We start from the raw sequence: 17,148 nt of genomic DNA, 5'->3' as shown, positions 1-17,148 counted from the left end.
GGGTCGGACCAGTTGATCAGGCAAATGGCAGGGCGGAAACCTCTCCGGAGCGTAGGATACCATCCTGAGACCGGACTGTAACCGCCTGCCCCACGGCCCAATACGCGCGATCAATCATGGCGTGTCCCACGTTGCATTTCAGCCTTGGCGACCAAACCGCAGAAGTCACCTGTCCGACCTGCACATCCCCCACCATCACCGGCCAGGCTTTTGAGCAGGTCGGGCAGGGGCCGCCATCAAAGGCAACACCACGGATTTTGCGCTGCACGCCGTCGGCTGCGATCTTTTGCAGGGCCGCCAGACCGATATAGTCAATCGAGCCGTCCACCGTGCAGAATTTGCCCAATCCGATCTCAAAAGGGTTGTTCTCCCGCGTCATCTCATTTCCGTAGGAGAACAGACCGCCTTCGACCCGCTCGATCAGATTTGGACAGCCGGGCGTGATGTCGTGGGCTTGACCCGCCTCCCAGATCGCGTCCCAGAGAGCGGTGCCAAGGTGTCCGCCCTGCAAATAGATCTCGAACCCGCCTTGCCGCGAATATCCGGACCGCGCGATGCGTTGCTGCGTCCCTTCGACGTCAATCCATCCGAACCTGAAGAACCCGATGTCCCGGATATGCGCGCCAAAGAGGTCAGCCAGCAGTCTTTCGGCCTTTGGCCCCTGAACAGCGAGCGGCGACACATCCGGCTCCGTCACCTCCACATCCAGGCCGCGCCCAAGCGCAAGGCCCATCGCGTAGAGCAGCACATCACTGTCGGCGATTGATAGCCAGAAACGATCCTCTGCCAGCTTCAGCAGGACAGGATCGTTGATCAGCCCGGCATTGGCATCGATCAGCGGGACATAGAGGCAGTCGCCCACACGCGCCCCGGAGATGTCGCGCGGGGTCATCCATTGCACAAGAAATGCGGCGTCCGGCCCGGTGATTTGCACCTGCCGCTGGCAGCCCACATCCCAAATCTGCACATGTTCGCGCAGATGCCAGTAGTCTTGTTCGACCGACGGCTGAAAAGCCTTGGGCAGAAGCGTATGATTGACGACCGAAAACCCACGGACGCCAACCTGTTCCACGCGATCCGTATAGGGCGTGCGGCGAATACGCCGTGACATGTTCAAACCGTCCATCAGGCGGAGCACCACATCGAATAGGAATTGGGGTTCAGGATCACTGGCATATGATAGGCCCCTTCCGGATCAGGCATGGCAAAGCGCAGGGCGATCTGCTGCACAGAGGCGGGCATGTTGCGTGCGGCCCAATAGGCGGCGGTGTCGAACACCAGCTCATAGGTTGCGGTTGGGTCGACAGCCGCGGGAGCGATCTGTTGTGACAGGCGCCCGCCTGCATCCATCTCCGAGGCGAAAACCACCGCGCCGCTCTCCAGATTGCGCAGTGTGACCGCGATGCCCCCCGCGTGGGTGCCGTCAGAGCCGTTCAGCGTATGTGAGGTCAGTATCGCCATTACTCAATCGAAGCCTTGTCTCGTTTGTCAGAGGTCGCCGCCACAATCGGGCTGATCACGCCCCTGCATTTCACATTCACGATCGCCGTTTTGCCGCTGGCCATGGCGCGTTTCAATGCAGGTGCCAGTTGGTCGCGGGTCTCCACCAGTTCCCCATGCCCCCCGAGCCCTTCGCACATGGTGTGGAAGGGAATATCGCGGAAATCGGTGGCGAAGTGCTGGCCATTCTCAAACAGGCGTTCCTGCTGCTGGGAAATGCAATCAAGGCCACCGTTATTGTCGATCACAATAGTGATCGGCAGGTTGTCCTGAAACGCGGATTCAATCGACAAGCCGCCAGACAGGAATGCCCCATCGCCCGAGATGACCACGACATTGCGATCAGGATGTACAGATTTGGCCGAGACGCCGAAAGACACCCCAACGCCAAGCAGCGAGTAGTTGCCCGGGTGCATGATCCCGCCCAGCTTCTGCCCCCGCCAGCCCGCCATGTTGACTGCGATCTCGGACCAGAAATGCGTGTTGCCGCCGTCAAAGATCAGCCAGTCGTCATCGCCCATCTGCTCCTGCACATCGAGCGACAGTTGCAGCGGGTGCATCTTTCCCGGCCTGGCCGTCTCTGCCGCGATATGGGCGTACCATTCATCTACCCAAGCGGCCCGGCGGGTCTTTTGCAGGTCGAACCAGTCAGGCCATGATTTTCCCACTGCCATCAGCGCATCCAGAAACGCACCGGGATCAGACAAGAGCACCTCATCTGCGGCCTGATTGTTTTCCAGCTCCTCATGGCTGCCATTGATGCAAACCAGCGTCTGATCCTTGGTAAAGAACGGCGGATTGCCAAAATTCATCTGATTGTCCAGCCGTCCGCCAATCATCAAGACCAGATCGGCCTCATGTATGGCGGGTTTGGAGGGGTGATACTGATGGAAATCCGCCAGCCCCATATAGGCCTCGCATTCCTCGCCCAGCAGTTTGGCGTGATAGGGGACGTTGAAGATGGGCAGGCGCAAGGCCTTGCCCACGGCTTCCAGCTTGTCCTCGGATTTTGACCACCAGACACCATGGCCGCCGATGATCACCGGGCGTTCGGCCTGGGCGACCAGACCCAGCACGGTTTTCAGCGCAGAAGGGTCAGGCCATGCACGCGGCACCGGGCGGTCCGTGCGATCAAACGGGCGTTCTTCCAGCCCGGCATCCACGGCAAAGGACGAAAACATGATATCGACGGGAAGCGAGATATGAACCGGTCCGGGATACCCCGTCGTCGCCGCTGTCCAGGCGCGGTTCACGAATTCGCTGATGCGTTCACCATCGGTGATCTGGACCGAGTATTTGACCAGCGGGGCGGCGATTGCGACATCGTCGATTTCCTTGAAACCGCCAGCGCCTTGCCGCTTCAACGTGGACGAGCCCGTGACGAAAATCACCGGACTGCGTTCACCGCCTGCTTCCAGCATTGCCGGCACCGCATTGGCGAAGCCTTCCGGTCCTACCAGACACACCGTCGGCTTGCGGGTGATCCGCGCATGTCCATCGGCCAGATGCCCCGCAATTTGCTCATGCGGGGTGTTGATCACCGGCATCTGACATTCCATGAACCCCTCAAGCGCCGGATTGCAAAATCCGCCCGCAAGGGTGAATGCGTGCTCCACGCCTTTTTCCTTGAGGGCGCGGGCCAGCAAGGCACCGCCTCTGATCATTTTCGGATTGCTCATCTTGGTCAGCTCTTCTTTCAGGTCTTTGCAGCGATGTGTAACGGTGTTGGCGCTTGTCGCCGGGTCTGGTCTGCAACCGGCGACGGGAAAAGGCTGCGCGGCCCAAGATCCGCGATGGAACGCACGCCCAATTGTGCAAGCACGACGCTGATGTCTTCGGCAAAGCAGGTCAAGAGCTGCATCAACCCCGGTGCGCCGCCTGCGCCCAATGCGTATAATGCAGGACGTCCGATCATCACGAAATCGGCGCCAAGCGCCAGTGCTTTGACAACATCCTCTCCGCTGCGCACGCCGCTGTCGAAAAGGAGCGGCACATCGGGGCCCACGGCCTCTCGAATGATGGCAAGCAGGTCGATCGCAGGGGGCACGCTGTCCAGCTGGCGTCCGCCATGGTTGGACACATAGACCGCATCGGCACCCAATCGGCAGACCTGCCGGGCATCCTCTCCAGATGTCACACCTTTGACGATCAATGTGCCGGGCCAGTTGTCTCGTAATGTCCGGAGGAAATCCCAATTTGCACCAGCGCGGCTCGCGCCGCGGTCGAAAGTGTTCGCCCCATCGGTGCCTGTGAAGTTCTTCGGGCTTGGCGCACCGTTGCGCAAGGTGCTCAGCGACCAGCGCGGATGCGTGGCGAAATCCCAAAAGGCGTGCGGGGTCATTGAAAATGGCATGGTGAAACCATTCCTGAGATCCCGGATGCGCCGCGAGACCTGCGGCACATCGACCGTCAGAACGAGCGTCTCATAACCCGCATCCCTCGCCCGATCTGCCATCATCAGCGACGCTTCGGCGGATTGTCCGAAATAGAGCTGGAACCATGCCAGGGGGCCCGCCCAGTCTCCCATATTCTCAATCGTGCTGGAGGCCGCAGAAGACAGGCAAACCGGTATGTCAAAAGCCTTGGCAACTTCCGCGATGTGCCTGTCGGCGTCGGGGCAAACCAGATTGCACATGCCCATCGGCGCGATGCCGACCGGCAGGCCAAATTGCTGTCCCAAAAGGCCTGTTGCCGTGGAACGCTCCGCGACGTCCTCCATCACCCGCGGCTGCAACATGATGGTGTCAAACTGCGATTGATTGCGGGTTGCTCCGATTTCGCGCCCGGCAGCGCCCTCGATAAAATCGAAGATCAATCGCGGAAGTCTGCGCTGCGCCAAGCGCCGTGCATCCTCGGTCGAATAAATCTGGTCGGCTGAGAGCACCATCGCGATATCGGCCCTTACGCAAGAGGGTTAGACCTGTGAGCCTACAAACTTCGATCTGGCTTCGACCAATCGAAAAACGTTTTCAACTCATGCGTTGTCTCTATGTCAGCGGATGTAGGTGGAAAATCCCAATGAGGCCCAGCAGCCATTCGCGTCCCGACCGACCCGGTGCACGCTCCACTCAATGAACTTCCTAGCTCAAGGATTTGACCTGTCTGACCCGCTCTTCCAGCTGGGTGGCGAACAGGTCTACAAATTTCAGCGCCTCGCGTGGCAGTTTTTCCCGCCGCGCGGCGATTGCAGTCACGAAATAGGTCAGGTTCTGTTGGATCGGTCGAAACACGACGCCGCCCATGCGCACGGCTTGTTCGGCGGAAAACGGGTCCGAGACGGCCATGACCGACGCTTCACGCACCAAGGCGCCAGCCAAAGGCATGTTCGCCACGGACAAGCGCGACCGCGCGCGCATCTTGCCCGACAGCGCGGGGTCAATCGACATCATCGAGTCCGGGTAGCTGTCGCCGAAGGTCACGAAGGTCTCGGTTTGTGCCAATTCTTCAAGATCAACAGCGCCATATTCACCAGCGGCAGGGTGGTCCTCCGGCATCAGACAGACATAGGGGGCGGAGGTCTGGTACAGGATATCGACCCCGTCGTAGTTGGGTTCCCGCCCGACAATGCCAAGATCAATCTGACGCATCTGGACAGCATCCACAATGGCAGGTGTGTTGCGCGATTGGATATCAAAGCGGATATCGGGATTGTCGTTGTAAAGACGGCTGATCGCTTGTGGCAGTTCAATTGTCGCGATGGATTGGATCGTGGCGATTGAGATGGTCCCGCCCTGGGATGTCCTGATGGATTTGGCCAGGTCCTCAAGCCGGTCAATGCCCACGAACATGGATTCCACCCCCTCGTAGAAATGCCGGCCTTCCACAGTCGGCGTCAGCCCCCGCCCGATGCGCACAAACAGCGGGAAGCCGGCCGACAGTTCCAGATCAGCAATCAGGCGGCTGACACTGGGCTGCGAGATGTGCATCATCTTCGCTGCTTCGGTGATCGACCCGCTGCGGATCGTGGCGCGGAAGGCTTCCAATTGGCGTAGGTTCATCTCGTTCAACCATCCGTTATTTTTTGGCTGAACCTTAATCCATTCGCCCGCTGCATGTATAGAACCCGGATTTCTATCCGCTGCACGGATGATTTCATTGTGAGACACGATTGGCGTGCATTTATGTTTGGTCTTAGTGGCTCCTGACCCCAACGATGGCCGGGGAAGACATTGGGGATCATATCACCAGCGGCATGGCGGCTTCACGAGAAAGCCGCATCCACGATGAATTCCACTTTCAGCTCGGGTCGGGCGAGTTTGGCTTCACCACAGGCACGGGCCGGCGCGTGCCCGGCAGGCACCCATGCGTTCCAGACTTCATTCAGGCCATTGAAATCCTGCATATCGGCCAGCCAGATCGTGACCCGCAACATGTCCTCGCGTGACGATCCGGCCTTTGTCAGAAGCGTGTCGATATTGTCCAAGCAGGTTTGCACTTGCTGCTGGATCGTTTCACCCTCGGCGACCTGGCCTGTCAGGTAGACCACGCCATTGTGCTTCACGATTTTCGAGGACCGTGTGCCTGTGTCGATGCGTTCGATCATGTGATTTCCTTGTGATTCATGTGTGCAGCGCCGCAATCGGGCTGTTGAGATTGGCATATAGCCACCAGACCGGAATTGAGGCAAACTTGATTTCATTGAATCTATTTCAGGGTGACTTAAGTTGACCATCAAGATCGAGATGCTCAGATGTTTTACGATGGTTGCCACCCATGGCAGCCTGTCGGAGGCCTCAGATGTGCTTGGACGGACGCCATCCGCCGTCTCCATGATGCTCAAGCAGTTTGAGGATCACGTGGGCTCTGCCTTGTTCGAGACGGCCCGGAAGTCCCGTCTGACGCCCATCGGAGAGTTGATCCTGACCGAAGCCCGTCGAGAGGTCGCGCATTTCGAGAACACGGTCGCCGTGATCGAGGGCCTGGCGCGCTCCGAGCTTGGTTTTCTGAGGTTGGCTGTCACACCGTCGGTGGCGTCAACGGTGCTGCCGCCTGTGATTTTCAAATTTGCCGAGAAGTATCCGAAGGTTCAGATCGACCTGCGCGACATGGATTCAGCAACCATCGCGCGGGAACTGGCGCGGGAGCGGGCTGATATCGGCATTGGGTCCTTTCCGGTCGTTGAGGGGATGAGCCGCACTGAGTTGTTCAGCGATGCGTTTGGACTGGTATGCCCAAAAAACCATCCGCTTGCCGAAAACTGGGATCAGCTGACGTGGCGCAGCCTCGGGGATCAGACGATCATCGCGAATGGCCTGTGCAAGCAGATCACAGATCCGGATTTTGCGCCCATTCTTGCGCGTTCACGACTGATGGTTCCGAACATGGCATCCTTGTTGGGGCTGGTCCGGCAAGGGGTCGGGATCACCGTACTGCCGCAGCTGACCGTTGCCAACCTTCAGGAAGAGTTTGCGTTTTTACCGCTCGCCGATGTGACCGCGCGCCGCACTGTGCATTTGATGTCCCGCCCCAAAAACCTGCTGATGCCCGCGGCTCGGGAGTTCCTGAAACTGATCACGGATATGAAGCGGGACGGCAGCTTGTTGCCAGATACCCAATTTCAGAAAACCTGAAGAAAAATACAACTCATTCTAAAAGCCTGAATCCATTCTGTGACGTATGCTTCGCCTGCGCACGCCGCGCCTGATCGGAAGGATACATCATGCAGGACACCAAACTGAACTACATCGCCGGGGAATGGGTTGCGGGTGCGTCTGAGATCGAAAACCGCAATCCTTCTGACCTGAGTGATCTGATCGGGATGTTCGCGCAGGCAAGCCCGGATCAACTGGACGCCACCCTTGAGCAAGCGCAGCGGGCGCAGGTTGAGTGGGCCGCCTACGGGATCGAGCGCAAATACAACGTGCTGATGGCGATTGGCACCGAGATGATGCGCCGCGCGGAAGAGCTGGGCACCTTGCTGGCGCGCGAAGAAGGCAAGCCCCTGGCAGAGGGCAGGGGCGAGGTGTACCGCGCCGGGCAGTTCTTCACCTACTACGCAGCAGAAACCCTGCGCCAGATGGGCGACACCGCCGATTCCGTGCGCGACGGGATCGAGATCGACGTGCGCCGCGAACCTGTGGGCGTCGTGGCGGTGATTTCCCCGTGGAATTTCCCCACCGCCACCGCGTCGTGGAAGATCGCACCTGCGCTTTGTTATGGGAACGCCGTGGTCTGGAAGCCTGCGAATGTCACACCTGCCTCCGCTGTGGCGCTGGTTGAGATCATCGCGCGGCAGGATGTTCCCAAAGGCCTTGTGTCTCTGGTGATGGGCGCCGGAAGCGCGATTGGTCAGCGTTTGGTCGAAAGCCCGAAAGTGGGCGCGATCAGCTTCACCGGTTCGGTGCCCGTGGGCAAATGCATCGCGGCGAGCGCCATTCAGAACCTGACGCGGGTGCAGTTGGAGATGGGGTCAAAGAACGCTTTGGCGGTGATGGATGACGCGGATCTTGATCTGGCGGTGTCGCTGGCATTGGGCGGCGCATTTGGCGGCTCGGGGCAGAAATGCACGGCGTCGTCACGGCTGGTGGTACATCAGTCCGTTCATGATCAGTTTGTCGAAAAGCTGGTTGCTGGGGCGAAGGCGATGAAGGTTGGGCACGCGCTGGAGGAGGGCACCCAGATGGGGCCGGTCGTCTCCGAGCAGCAGCTGAACGAGAACCTTGCCTATGTCGATCTTGCGGCATCTGAGGGGGCGGAACTGCTCTGTGGTGGGCAGCGGTTGGAGATGGCGACTGAGGGCTATTACATGTCCCCCGGCGTGTTTGTCGGCACCACCAACGACATGCGGATCAACCGCGAAGAGATGTTCGCGCCGCTTGCCTGTGTCATCCCCGTGGCCAGCTATGACGAGGCGCTGCATGTGGTCAATGACACGAACTTTGGTCTGACCGCAGGCATTGTCACCACCAATCTGGCCCGCGCCACGCACTTCCGCCGCAACGCGCAATCGGGCTGTGTGATGGTCAACCTGCCCACTGCTGGCACCGACTATCACGTGCCATTTGGCGGGCGCGGGGACAGCTCTTACGGGCCACGTGAACAGGGCCGCACGGCGGCGGAATTCTACACGATTGTGAAGACGGCCTACATCGCCTCCGGCACGCCGACATGATGCGGATCGACAATCTTCAATACGCCAATTGGTCGGAGAAGATCTTCCGCCAGATGCGCGATGGGGGCGTGGACGCGGTGCATGTCACCATCGCCTATCACGAGAATTTCCGCGAGACGGTGCTGAACTTCGAGCAGTGGAACCGGTGGTTTGAGCAATACCCGGACCTGATCATCAAGGGCCAATGGGCCAGCGACGTGGACCGCGCTAAAGCCGAAGGCAAGACGGCGATCTTCTTCGGCTTCCAGAACCCCAGCCCCATTGAGGACGACATCGGGCTGGTCGAGATCGTGCATACCCTCGGTGCGCGGTTCATGCAGCTGACCTACAACAACCAGTCCTTGCTGGCGACGGGGTGTTACGAGGCCGAGGACACCGGCATCACCCGGATGGGGCGTCAGGTGATCAAGGAAATGAACCGCGTCGGGCTGGTGGTGGACATGAGCCATTCGGCGGACCGCTCCACCATCGAGGCGGCAGAGATTTCCGAGCGTCCCATCGCGATCACCCATGCCAATCCCTATGAATGGTCCCCTGCGCTGCGCAACAAGAAGGATGATGTGATCCGCGCGGTGACGGAAAACGGTGGCATGATGGGCTTCTCTGTCTATCCGCATCATCTGAAGGGCAAATCCGGCTGCTCGTTGGAGAGCTTTTGCGAGATGATCGCCCGTGCGGCTGAGACCTATGGCGCACAAAACCTTGGGATCGGGACGGACCTGTGTCAGGACCACCCTGACTCTGTGGTCGAGTGGATGCGCGTGGGCCGCTGGAGCAAAGAGATCGACTATGGCGAAGGATCGGCCGCAGCACCCGGTTTCCCGCCCATGCCCAAGTGGTTCAACGACAATCGCGACTTTGGAAACATCGAAGCAGGCTTGCGCGCCACAGGGCTGAGCGACGGGGAGGTCGCGGGCATCATGGGCGACAACTGGCACAGGTTTTACGCGGAAAATTTCACACCATTGATCTAAGGGGAGGGCAGGCCATGCAGCCGCAGGCGAACACATCACAGACCGTTGTCACACGAGACCCTGCGCAGGTCATGCGCCTGTCGCGTCTGGGGTCGTTCCATCAATCTCGCCTGTCTTTCATGCGCATTCTGACCCGCCGGATGACCCGCGAAAACTGGACCTTTACCCGCCCGGTCTTTGAGTTTGACGCCAAGGGCGTGGGCCACGCTGTCTATTGCGCGCATACGCCGGACCGCACCTATTCGCTCATTGCTTTTGGTCATGATCTGCCGCCCGAAGAACGCTCTGACCGGGTGATTGCGACCGCATGGGACAGCACCTTCACCCTGTTTGACGGTGTGCCGGAGGCCGCTGACATTGAGCGCCTGCGCCAGAACATCCCCCTGCAAGAAGCGGGCCGTGTGAGCGAAAGGGAGCTGTCGGTCTCACGTGCAAACCGCTCAGTGCGGTTGTGGGATCATGTGGTGTCCCGCCTTGCCGCAGGTGCGCAGCCCGACCCGGGCGAAGTCGCCAAGGTCGGCTATCTGATGCGCACCACGGCGGTTTACGGGTCGGGTAAACTCGGCGCAGCGGATCGTGAGATGATCGCGGACCGACCTGAATGCGCATCACCTTTCCAGATTGAAATGCTGTCCGTCTTTCTGACCCGAAGCTACGTGCGCGATCTGGTGCAGCATATGGCAGACCTGAAAGGGGGTGCTGCGGCAGTCCCGCTGGACGCGGGGATTGCGCGCAGCCTCGGTATTGGCAATTCCACAGGACTGGGGATGGCTCCGTTTCTGGTCAACCACCCGATGTTGTTCAACAATTGGATTGCCGCGCGTGAAGAGGCGATCGCAATTGTGCGCAGCTTACCCGCCGCCACAGCCTCTGAGGTCGCTACGTTTCGGGAGATGCTGGAGCGCTCCATCCTTTCTGCTGATCTCTGGTATTCGGAGCATCCGATACAGGTTGAGAAACTGAAGCGATTGCGCCGCGATCTCTCCGCGCTGGAGACCCATCTTGCCGATGCCGATCTGGCTGGACCGCGTCCGTGGGACAGGCTTTTTGTCTGGGCCGAAGGCGCGTTGGGGGAAGACGCTCAGGAATGCCTGGCGTCGCTGATGCTGGAGCCCTATGGCAGGCTTGTCGACCATCTGGCCGATAAGATGTCCGACAAAGACAGGCATGCGTTTCGCATTGATGGCACTATGCGGGTGGCAGATCTGCGCGCTGTTCTGGAACGCGCCTATGGGTGGGCGCTGGATATTGACTGGTCAGAAAAAGAACAATGCGCGCGTGCCTGGTATGTCTCGCAGGAAAAACTGGAGCCCCGTCTGGGGGAGCGTTTTGAAGAACCGATTGCCCCCTATGAGCAGCCTTTGGCACCGGGCCGGGATGCCGCCGCGCTCTATCGGGCGCTGAAGGACAAGGATGGTAACGCACCCCTCGCGGCTTTCCTCTTGACCCATCCCGAACATCGCCACTGCGTCAGGCGGGCGCAGATCGTGGCCCGCGCACCTTATGCTGAAATTCGCGACAACACGATCGGCTCTGATCTGATGCCGATTGATATGCTGCGTTGCAAGCTCTCCTTCTTCGGGGCCACCCATTTCGATCCGAGATCAGATCGATGGGTGCGCATTTGCATGTTCGGAAACGCGCCCTATCCGGAAGAGCTATCGGACAGCCAGGTCGACGACTGGTCCTATCCGCCTTTGTTGGAGGGCGCAAAGTGAACCGCTCGCTGAATGAAATTGAAGCCCATGCGAAACGGGCGGCACGCGGCGCCGGTCTGTCCTGGGGCATGGCGGAAGAAACTGGGCGCGCTGCGCGTTGGCTTGCCTCTCACGATCTGGCAGGTCCAGCGCTCCTGGCTGATGTCCTTGAGAAAAATGACGGGCTGGCCCATGCGCAGGTCGCGCCGGTATCACTGGACGGTGACTGGTACGCGCGGGCGGGCGACCTGTGCCCGCTTGCGGTTGGTGCCACGTTGAACGATTGCGCTGAACGGCTGGCGCCGGGGCTTTCGATAAAGGCGCGCAATGTTTCCTGCCCTCTGCTGATCGTGCCTTTCGCTGCGTGGGCCGCGATCCACCTCAGACAACCGGTGCGCGTGAGTTATGAAAACGTGCGGATCGAGACGGACGGTGACGGGCTCTGGATCGATGATCCACACCAGGCCATCAATGCAGGCAAGGCGGAGACTGTGATCTTTCAGCGTGCAAGCACACGCACAGATCCCGCGCAGCGACCAGCTGTGCGGGGCAACGTCAGCTGTAAAAACTGGGCGCGGCTGGGCGCTTTTTCAGAGCGAACATTTGCGCCCGCGACCGAGGCCTCCCGACGATTGGGCGCCGGTTCAGGCCTGTCCGACAATGACTAGACAAGATCAATCAATCCCGCAGCGGATGCGCCAGCTTGCTGCGGGAAGACGAAATACGGCGCAACCAAAGAAACAGGGGACAAAAAATGACAATTAAACCACCATTTACCGCGTTGGAGATCGAGAAGGCTCCATCCGGATTCTACGAGGGCTACAGCCTTCCGATTGCACTGATCAGCAAGACGATCATGGTCGCACTGGTCCTTTGGGCGCTGGTCTGGCCCGGCAACGCGAGCAGCGTGTTGTCTGCTGTGAACGGCAGCTTGCTGAACGGGTTCAACGGCTTTTACATCATCTCCGTCGGCGTTTTCGCGTTCTTTCTGTTCGTGCTGGCCCTCTTGCCGGCAACCGGCAGCAAGAAGCTCGGAACCGCAGGAACCGTACCGGAGTTTTCGAACTTCTCGTGGTTCTCGATGATGTTCGGCGCGGGTCTGGGTGTTGGTCTGATGGTCTTTGCCACCGCCGAACCGATTGGCCTTTGGGGATCAAACCCTGTGGTCCTGTCCGGCGAGGTGGCTGCGCATTCAGAAGAGGCGGTGAAATCGGCCTATCGCTATACATTCCTGCACTACGGTTTCCACGCCTGGGCCATCTACGTGCTGACTGGTCTGTCACTCGCCTATTACGCCTATACCCGTGAAATGCCGCTGACGATCCGGTCGGCGCTGACCCCTTTGCTTGGCAAAGCGGCAAATGGCTTCCTGGGCCATCTGGTTGATGTGCTTGGCGTTGTGGCCACGATCCTCGGCGTGTCCGTCACCATCGGTTTTGGTGTCAGCCAGTTCGTTGATGGTGTCTATGCCGTGTCTGGCATGGAGTGGCTGATGAACGGCGATGCAGAAGCGCCCAAGCCAAGCACGGTCGGACTGATCGCGGCACTGCTGGTGATCATGGGCTTGTCGATCCTCTCTGCAGTTTCAGGTGTGGGACGGGGGATCAAATACCTGTCGAACCTCAATCTGGTTCTGTCGGTCATCCTGCTTCTGACCTTTGTGATCTTCGGCTCTTTCTTTTTCGCGATGACAAAGTTCGGTGCGGGTCTGGTCGATTACATCCTGCACTTCGTTCAGATGTCTTTCGGCGCCTATGGACCTCAATCAGCGGACGCTTTTGCCGCAGCCATTCCGGAGGCGGCGCAGGCCTTGCCCGCTGAAGATATCGCGGCAATCTACGGTTCTGCCACGTCGCCATGGGGATCCATGACCGGGTTCGCCGAAGGCTTGCCTGCCTCTGCTGCGGACCTCGACGCGGCGGCCATCTATGCCGCCGGTGAACAAGGCCGTCAGTTCGGCTGGCAAGCAGGCTGGACCACCTTCTACTGGGCATGGTGGATCGCATTCTCGCCCTTTGTCGGCCTGTTCCTTGCGCGTATCTCCAAGGGCCGCACCGTGCGTGAGTTTATCTTCGGTTGCGTGATCGCGCCTGCCATCGTCTGCTTTTTGTGGATGACCATTCTGGGCGGCACCGCGATTGATCTGGAGCTGAATGGCGACGCTGCGGGCTCCCTGATCGGGGCCACCAACACGGCCAAACTGTTTGCAACACTTGAGCAAATGATCTCTGGCGGGTTTCTGTCGGCCATTACGATCATGTGCGTCGTCCTGATCATGACGTTTCTCGTTACATCGGCAGACTCCGGCATTTTGGTGATGAACACGATCATGTCCGGCGGCGAGCAGGAAACCGGCATCAAGCATCGCATCATCTGGGGGCTGATCCTCACTGCGGTGATTGGGGCGCTGATCATCGCTGGCAACAGCGGTGCCGAGGCCAATCCATTCGGCGCGCTGCAAAATGCGATGATCATCGGCGCATTGCCCTTCACCATCGTGATGGTCTTCATGATGATATCGCTCGTGAAGGCATTGTATCGTGACAGCATACGGGCAAAACACGCCTAGACCGCGAAAGCATAGGCCGCGCAAAATGCGCGGCCTATGGCTGGGGGGCGAAATGTCTGGCGCAATGCGGCTGAGGGCAGTGCGGTTGCGCAACCCTGTTCCGGGACGTTTTGACCTTGAGGAACAGACAGCCTTCGCGGGGCCTGTCGGGGGCGATTGGAATCATCTTGTGCCGACGGGGAAGTTCTTTGTGAGCGTCCCGAATATTTGTCCGCGCCCTATCACAAAACTGCAATAACCCACTGCTATCTCGCTTGAAAATACCCTCCCCGGAAAAATCTTGCGCGGTGGAGGGGTTGTTTGTACTACTATATGGAAACGTTTCCATTGGGAGGTGGAAATTGGGTCAAGCTGCCACGATCAAGGATGTCGCTCAGCGTGCGGGCTGTGGTGTTGCCACGGCCAGCAGGGTGTTGAACGATACCGGTCCGGCCAGTGCCGAGATGCGCAAGCGGGTCATGGCGGCGGCGGATGCGCTGGATTTTCAGTTCAGCGACGTGGGCAGATCGCTCCAGAGCAGTACGACGCGCACGATTGGCTGTATTGTCCCGTCGATCGAAAACCCGGTCTATGCGGATGCGGTGCAGGGCGCGCAGGCGGTGTTTCTGAACGCGGGCTACCAGATGCTGTTGATCTGTACCAACTACAGCGTGGAATCGGAAATCCATGCCGTGCGCACGTTGATTGCCAAGCAGGTGGATGGAATCCTGCTGACGGTGGGGGATGCGCAGAACAGCGAAGGGCTGGACCTGATCCGGCGTCGGCAGGTGCCGCATAGTTTGCTGTTCAACGCCGCACCGGCGGGGCAAAGGAGCTGGTCGGTCGATGATCATGCCGCAGCAGCGGCGGTTGCGGATGCCTTTGCCGAGAACAACCATGCGCACACGGGCTTTCTGGCGCTGAATTTCCTCAGTTCAGACCGCGCGCGCCACCGGTACGAAGGGTTTGCGGAGCGCTGCGCAGAGCGGGGCATGGCACCGCCTGCGTTGCTGGAGGTTGATGACGACGGTCTGGACCTGACGGCGCGGTTGCAGGACTTTCTGGCGGCGCATCCGGAATTGACCGGCATCTTCGCCTCCAACGATTTTCTGGCGTTGGCCGCGATCCGCAGTGCGCGCAGGCTGTTCATTGATGTGCCAGGGGATCTGTCGATTGTCGGATTTGATGGCATCAAAGTCGGTCAGATGGTCGAGCCAAGTCTGGCGACGATTGTGACAACCCCACGGGTGCTGGGGGCGGGGGCCGGGGAGACGGTTCTGTCGATGATCGACGGATCCGCGCCGCCTGACGTGCCGCAAAAAGACCAGACATTCAGTTTCCGCGCCGGAGGCAGCCTTGCGCCTTTGACCGCCGAAAGCAAAGACGACGGAAAGGTTGCAGCCTTCCCGTCGCCAGACGACCCAACCCGAAAGACAGCTAAATCCAACAGGAGAGACCAACATGAGATATAAACTTGCAGCAGCCTTCGTGACAATGGCGTTTGCCACGCCCGCGCTGGCTGAGGACGCGGTGTGCTACAACTGCCCACCCCAGTGGGCAGATTGGGCATCGATGCTGGAGGCGATTGATCAAGAACTCGACATCCAGATGCCGCATGACAACAAGAACTCCGGCCAGACCCTCAGTCAGCTTCTGGCAGAGCGGGACAATCCGATTGCCGATGTGGCCTATTACGGCGTGACCACCGGCATCAAGGCCGGGAACGAGGGGGTTGCGACGGCCTATAAACCTGCCGGGTTTGACGAGATTCCGGAGGGGTTGAAGGACCCGGACGGCAAGTGGTTCGCCATTCACTACGGCACGCTTGGCTTTTTCGTGAATGTTGACGCGCTGGGCGGCGCCGAGGTGCCGCAGTGTTTTGCGGACCTGACCAAACCGGCGTACCGCGGCATGGTCGGTTATCTTGATCCCTCATCGGCTTTTGTCGGTTATGCCGGTGCGGTTGCGGTGAACATGGCCTTTGGCGGGGACCTGAACAACTTTGATCCTGCGGTAAAATACTTCAACGAATTGGCGGAGAATTCGCCTATCGTGCCCAAGCAGACGTCGTTTGCACGGGTTGTGTCCGGTGAGATTCCGATCCTGTTTGACTATGACTTCAACGCCTATCGCGGGAAGTATGAGGAAGACGGCAATTTCGAGTTTGTTCTGCCCTGCGAAGGCTCTGTCCGGGTGCCCTATGTGATGAGCCTTGTGAACAACGGCCCCAACCCCGAATTGGGCAAACGGGTGCTGGATTTCATCCTGTCTGACAAGGGGCAGGCGATCTGGACGAATGCCTATCTGCAACCCGCGCGGCCGGTAGAGCTGCCCGCAGCGGTGGCAGAGAAGTTCCTGCCTGCCAGCGATTACGAGCGTGCGGTTGCGGTGGATTATGCCGAGATGGAAAAGGCGCAGGCTGGTTTCGGCGAACGCTATCTGTCCGAAGTCAAATAGCGTGATGCTGTCTCGAAAAGGAAGGGCCGGGCATATGCCCGGCTCTTGATGCGCTGATGTCCAACCGAACTTTTGTGCTGGCGTGTCTGACGCCGCTGCTGATCTTTTCGCTGGCGTTTCTTGCGCTGCCGCTGGTGCGGCTGTTTCTGGCATCGGGTGAGGGGGATGCGGGCTGGGCGGTTTATCTCGATATTCTGCGCAAGCCGCGCTACCTCAACACGCTTGTGCTGACGGTGCTGGTGTCTTTGGCGACGACCTTTGCGGCGCTCGCGGTGTCCACGACGGCGGGCATGTTCCTGCTGCGCAACCAGTTTCGGGGCAGGGGCATCCTGTTGTCGGTTCTGACGCTGCCGCTGGCCTTTCCGGGCGTTGTGATCGGGTTTCTGATCATCCTGCTGGGGGGGCGTCAAGGGCTGGTGAACCAGTTGACGCCGGGCCATGTGGTCTTTGCCTATTCGGTGGTGGGACTGTTTCTGGGCTATCTCTATTTTTCGATCCCGCGGGTGTTGCTGACGGTCATGGCCGCGGCAGAAAAACTTGATCCCGCACTGGAGGAGGCGGCCCGCACCATGGGTGCATCGCCTTTCAGAGTGGTGATTGACGTGATCATACCGGGGTTGATGCCGTCGCTGATTGCCTCTGGTGCCATTGCCTTTGCCACAGCGATGGGCGCGTTCGGCACGGCGTTCACGCTGGCCACGGACATCGATGTGATCCCGATGGTGATCTATACGGAGTTCACGCTGTCGGCGAACATCGCGATGGCGGCAGCGCTGTCCATCGTGCTGGGTCTGGTGACCTGGGTGCTGTTGTTGATCGCGCGCAGCCTGTCAGGCGCAACCGTTGCGGCGGGGGGCTGAC

The 17,148-nt window shown here is 59.5% G+C and carries 15 protein-coding genes; 9 read left to right on the top strand and 6 right to left on the bottom strand.

Features of this window, described 5'->3' with window-relative positions; translation table 11 throughout:
- Positions 1-16: 16 nt before the first annotated feature.
- From Q1A91_RS02325 to Q1A91_RS02300, 6 genes are all read right to left on the bottom strand, one after another.
- Positions 17-1,126 (bottom strand): dimethylsulfoniopropionate demethylase, encoded by a 1,110-nt coding sequence (locus Q1A91_RS02325; protein ID WP_299872255.1) that lies wholly within the window; start codon positions 1,124-1,126, stop codon positions 17-19.
- On the bottom strand, positions 1,126-1,461 hold the full coding sequence (locus Q1A91_RS02320; protein WP_299872253.1) for a hydroxyisourate hydrolase: 336 nt from the start codon (positions 1,459-1,461) through the stop codon (positions 1,126-1,128). Before Q1A91_RS02320 ends, Q1A91_RS02325 begins: the two co-directional genes overlap by 1 nt.
- A complete protein-coding gene (locus Q1A91_RS02315) occupies positions 1,461-3,179 on the bottom strand; it encodes a thiamine pyrophosphate-binding protein (protein ID WP_299872251.1) in 1,719 nt (572 codons plus the stop codon). Before Q1A91_RS02315 ends, Q1A91_RS02320 begins: the two co-directional genes overlap by 1 nt.
- Before the next feature lie 17 nt (positions 3,180-3,196).
- Positions 3,197-4,387: an alpha-hydroxy acid oxidase gene (locus tag Q1A91_RS02310; RefSeq protein WP_299872248.1), complete on the bottom strand. Its 1,191-nt coding sequence runs from the start codon at positions 4,385-4,387 to the stop codon at positions 3,197-3,199.
- A 193-nt stretch (positions 4,388-4,580) separates the two neighbouring features.
- Positions 4,581-5,498: a LysR family transcriptional regulator gene (locus Q1A91_RS02305; RefSeq protein WP_299872245.1), complete on the bottom strand. Its 918-nt coding sequence runs from the start codon at positions 5,496-5,498 to the stop codon at positions 4,581-4,583.
- Between the two features lie 203 nt (positions 5,499-5,701).
- Positions 5,702-6,043 (bottom strand): RidA family protein, encoded by a 342-nt coding sequence (locus Q1A91_RS02300; RefSeq protein WP_299872243.1) that lies wholly within the window; start codon positions 6,041-6,043, stop codon positions 5,702-5,704.
- 121 nt (positions 6,044-6,164) lie between these two features.
- Here Q1A91_RS02300 and Q1A91_RS02295 point away from each other — a divergent pair, with 121 nt between their 5' ends.
- From Q1A91_RS02295 to Q1A91_RS02255, 9 genes are all read left to right on the top strand, one after another.
- A complete protein-coding gene (locus tag Q1A91_RS02295) occupies positions 6,165-7,070 on the top strand; it encodes a LysR family transcriptional regulator (protein WP_299872240.1) in 906 nt (301 codons plus the stop codon).
- A gap of 89 nt (positions 7,071-7,159) precedes the next feature.
- The gene (locus Q1A91_RS02290) at positions 7,160-8,611 is read left to right on the top strand and encodes an aldehyde dehydrogenase family protein (protein WP_299872238.1); all 1,452 of its coding nucleotides are present in this window, start codon (positions 7,160-7,162) and stop codon (positions 8,609-8,611) included.
- The gene (locus tag Q1A91_RS02285; protein ID WP_299873663.1) at positions 8,611-9,585 is read left to right on the top strand and encodes a membrane dipeptidase; all 975 of its coding nucleotides are present in this window, start codon (positions 8,611-8,613) and stop codon (positions 9,583-9,585) included. Before Q1A91_RS02290 ends, Q1A91_RS02285 begins: the two co-directional genes overlap by 1 nt.
- 14 nt (positions 9,586-9,599) lie before the next feature.
- On the top strand, positions 9,600-11,303 hold the full coding sequence (locus Q1A91_RS02280) for a hypothetical protein (RefSeq protein ID WP_299872235.1): 1,704 nt from the start codon (positions 9,600-9,602) through the stop codon (positions 11,301-11,303).
- Positions 11,300-11,950 (top strand): DUF3726 domain-containing protein, encoded by a 651-nt coding sequence (locus tag Q1A91_RS02275; RefSeq protein ID WP_299872232.1) that lies wholly within the window; start codon positions 11,300-11,302, stop codon positions 11,948-11,950. The genes Q1A91_RS02280 and Q1A91_RS02275 overlap by 4 nt, the downstream gene beginning before the upstream one ends.
- 86 nt (positions 11,951-12,036) lie before the next feature.
- Positions 12,037-13,851, top strand: coding sequence for a BCCT family transporter (locus Q1A91_RS02270; RefSeq protein WP_299872230.1), 1,815 nt, complete (start codon positions 12,037-12,039; stop codon positions 13,849-13,851).
- A gap of 341 nt (positions 13,852-14,192) precedes the next feature.
- The gene (locus Q1A91_RS02265; protein WP_299872228.1) at positions 14,193-15,302 is read left to right on the top strand and encodes a LacI family DNA-binding transcriptional regulator; all 1,110 of its coding nucleotides are present in this window, start codon (positions 14,193-14,195) and stop codon (positions 15,300-15,302) included.
- Positions 15,292-16,287, top strand: coding sequence for an ABC transporter substrate-binding protein (locus Q1A91_RS02260; RefSeq protein ID WP_299872227.1), 996 nt, complete (start codon positions 15,292-15,294; stop codon positions 16,285-16,287). Before Q1A91_RS02265 ends, Q1A91_RS02260 begins: the two co-directional genes overlap by 11 nt.
- Before the next feature lie 56 nt (positions 16,288-16,343).
- Entirely contained in the window at positions 16,344-17,147 is an 804-nt protein-coding gene (locus tag Q1A91_RS02255) for an ABC transporter permease (RefSeq protein ID WP_299872226.1), read from the top strand.
- The last annotated feature ends 1 nt before the right edge of the window (position 17,148 follow it).

The sequence above is a fragment of the uncultured Sulfitobacter sp. genome (genome assembly GCF_947500075.1).
Lineage (GTDB): Bacteria > Pseudomonadota > Alphaproteobacteria > Rhodobacterales > Rhodobacteraceae > Sulfitobacter.
Note: the sequence above shows the minus strand (reverse complement) of the source record. Positions and strands in the feature narration are given on the sequence as shown.